We start from the raw sequence: 2,939 nt of genomic DNA, 5'->3' as shown, positions 1-2,939 counted from the left end.
CGCTGCTGCTTGATCGATGCCTCGATGCGCTCGGCCATGTCGTTGAACTGCTGCGACAGTTCGTAGATGTTCGACTTGCCCGACAACTTCACACGTGTCGACAGCGTGCCGGCGCCGAATGCGCGTGACGCGTTTCTCGACACGGCCCCGCAGTCGGAGCATGATGAAACCCGGCTTGCGTTCGTCGCGATCGATGGCGCGCCCGGCAAGTTTCTGGCCGATCTCTATGCGCTCGCGCGCCTGCGTCTCGCGCGTGCGGGCGTGGCGCACGTGAGCGGCGGGGCGGCCTGCACGGTCACCGAACAGGCGCGCTTCTATTCGTACCGGCGCGACCGCGTGACGGGTCGCATGGCGGCGGCGATCTGGCTGGCCGATTGACGGGATGCGCATGCGCGTGGGGTTTGCTGTGCCGCAAAATCGGGTTATCTCGATATTTAGGCGGTCATGCCGCGCGGCATGCGCGATTGAATGAAAAATCGCAAAGTCAAGTCGGCCAAAATGTTTTATGTTTCGCCGGAACCCTTGTCCCGTCTGTTGCGCGAGGATTATCTCCGTGCGGAAATGGTCAGTGGTTTGACATGGCGCTTCACATGGGGAAAACGATAATGATAAAAATACCGCACTGCGGCAGAATCTGGAGACGCCTCTCCAGAGCATGACGGCCCGGCTCGCCGCCGGCATGCCGCGCGCGAGCAGGATTTCACGATAGACGCTCACGAATCACCGGTAAGGCAGGTAATGACAGCATCGAAAAAATCGTCGACGTCCGCTCAGGCGGGCACTTCCACGGGCAGCATTGGTTTCGATCCGGCCGCCCAGCCGATGCAGCAGATGTTCGAGTCGTGGTTGAACGCGTGGCGCGGTTTTGCAGATCCGGCACGCGCCGCGACTGCGTCGGCCACCGTGAATCCGTTCGCAACATTCCAGTTTCCGACATCGTTTCCGTTCCAGATGCCGTCGATGCCATCGATGCCCGATCTCGGCGCGATGGCCTCGCCGTTCGCCGGGCTCAAGCTGCCGGCCGCCGCGATTCCGCCCGAGCGGCTGCAGGCGCTGCAGGCCGACTACGCGCGCGATTGCATGGCGCTGATGCAGCAGGCGGCCGCCGCGAAGCTCGAGTCGCCCGAACTGAAGGACCGCCGTTTCAGCGGCGATGCGTGGAAGGCGTCGCCGGCGCATGCGTTCGCGGCGGCGTGGTATCTGCTCAACGCGCGTTATCTGCAGGAGCTGGCCGACGCGCTTCAGGCCGATCCGAAGACGCGCGAGCGCATTCGCTTCACGGTCCAGCAATGGACGGCCGCGGCCGCGCCGAGCAACTTCCTCGCCCTCAACCCCGACGCGCAGAAATCGATCCTCGAGACGCAGGGCGAGAGCCTGCGGCAAGGGATGATGAACCTGCTCGGCGACATGCAGCGCGGCAAGATTTCGCAGACCGACGAATCGCAGTTCGTGGTCGGCAGGAACCTCGGGTGTACGGAAGGCGCGGTCGTCTATGAGAACGACCTGATCCAGCTGATCCAGTACACGCCGAAGACGGACACCGTGTTCGAGCGGCCGCTGCTGATCGTGCCGCCGTGCATCAACAAGTTCTACATCCTCGACCTGCAGCCCGAGAATTCGCTCGTCGCGCATGCGCTGTCGAACGGGCACCAGGTGTTCCTCGTGTCGTGGCGCAACGCGGACGCGTCGGTCGCGCACAAGACGTGGGACGACTACATGAACGAAGGGCTGCTCGCGGCGATCGACGCGGTGCAGCAGGTCAGCGGGCGCGAGCAGATCAACACGCTCGGCTTCTGCGTCGGCGGCACGATGCTCGCGACCGCGCTCGCGGTGCTCGCTGCGCGCGGCGAACATCCGGCTGCATCGATGACGCTGCTCACCGCGATGCTTGACTTCACCGACACCGGCATTCTCGACGTGTTCGTCGACGAGGCGCACGTGCAGATGCGCGAGCAGACCATCGGCGGCAAGAACGGCACGCAGCCGGGGCTGATGCGCGGCGTCGAGTTCGCGAACACGTTCTCGTTCCTGCGGCCGAACGACCTCGTGTGGAACTACGTCGTCGACAACTACCTGAAGGGCCGCACGCCGGCGGCGTTCGACCTGCTGTACTGGAACAGCGACTCGACGAGCCTGCCGGGCCCGATGTACGCGTGGTACCTGCGCCATACCTATCTCGAGAACAAGCTGCGCGAGCCGGGTGCGCTGACCGTGTGCGGCGAATCGGTCGACCTGACGCTGATCGACGTGCCGACCTTCATCTACGGCTCGCGCGAGGATCACATCGTGCCGTGGCAGACGGCCTATGCGTCGACGTCGATCCTGTCGGGCCCGCTGAAGTTCGTGCTGGGCGCGTCGGGGCACATCGCAGGCGTGATCAATCCGCCGGCAAAGAAAAAGCGCAGCTACTGGGTCAACGACGGCGACCTGCCCGAGTCGGCGGACACGTGGTTCGCCGGTGCGGCCGAGCAACCGGGCAGCTGGTGGACGACCTGGGTCGAATGGCTCGACCAGTACGGCGGCCGCAAGGTGGCGCCGCCCGCCCAGCCCGGTACTGCGCAGTTCCCGGTGATCGAACCGGCGCCGGGCCGCTACGTGTTGCAGCGCGATTGACGAAAACCGGACAGCGGCGCACGCTGTCCGATGCACCGCAGTTTTTTTTAACAGGGCCGGTAGCGATGCGCCGTGTCGTGCGGGCCTGGAGGAAAGGGAAATGACGGACGTAGTGATCGTATCGGCCGCGCGGACCGCGGTCGGCAAATTCGGCGGTTCGCTTGCGAAGATTGCGGCGCCGGAGCTGGGCGCGACGGTAATCCGCGCGGTGCTGGAGCGTGCGGGCGTGAAGCCCGAGCAGGTCAGCGAAGTGATCATGGGCCAGGTGCTGACGGCCGGTTCCGGGCAGAACCCGGCGCGCCAGTCGCTGATCAAGGCCGGGCTGC

1 protein-coding gene and 3 pseudogenes are annotated in these 2,939 nt (G+C 65.0%); 3 read left to right on the top strand and 1 reads right to left on the bottom strand.

What is annotated here, in order from left to right:
• Nucleotides 1-137 (bottom strand): annotated as a pseudogene (locus tag G3N61_RS38580) (HAMP domain-containing protein); the annotation flags it as partial.
• Between G3N61_RS38580 and G3N61_RS38575 the strand changes: the two are divergent.
• From G3N61_RS38575 to G3N61_RS38565, 3 genes and pseudogenes are all read left to right on the top strand, one after another.
• Nucleotides 124-378: pseudogene (locus G3N61_RS38575) on the top strand (laccase domain-containing protein); the annotation flags it as partial. The pseudogenes G3N61_RS38580 and G3N61_RS38575 sit on opposite strands and share 14 nt — an antisense overlap.
• Nucleotides 379-738: 360 nt before the next feature.
• On the top strand, nt 739-2,613 hold the full coding sequence (phaC, locus tag G3N61_RS38570; RefSeq protein WP_043188320.1) for a class I poly(R)-hydroxyalkanoic acid synthase: 1,875 nt from the start codon (nt 739-741) through the stop codon (nt 2,611-2,613).
• A gap of 100 nt (nt 2,614-2,713) precedes the next feature.
• Nucleotides 2,714-2,939, top strand: a pseudogene (locus G3N61_RS38565) (acetyl-CoA C-acetyltransferase); the annotation flags it as partial.

The sequence above is a fragment of the Burkholderia sp. Ac-20349 genome (assembly GCF_017104865.1).
GTDB classification, from domain to species: Bacteria; Pseudomonadota; Gammaproteobacteria; order Burkholderiales; family Burkholderiaceae; genus Burkholderia; species Burkholderia aenigmatica.
The sequence above is the reverse complement of the archived record's forward strand: the minus strand, read 5'-3'. Positions and strand labels throughout refer to the sequence as shown.

What these genes read in the sequence shown, in the direction of transcription:
- phaC (WP_043188320.1), top strand. Translation starts at nt 739, where the DNA reads ATGACAGCATCGAAAAAATCGTCGACGTCCGCTCAGGCGGGCACTTCC.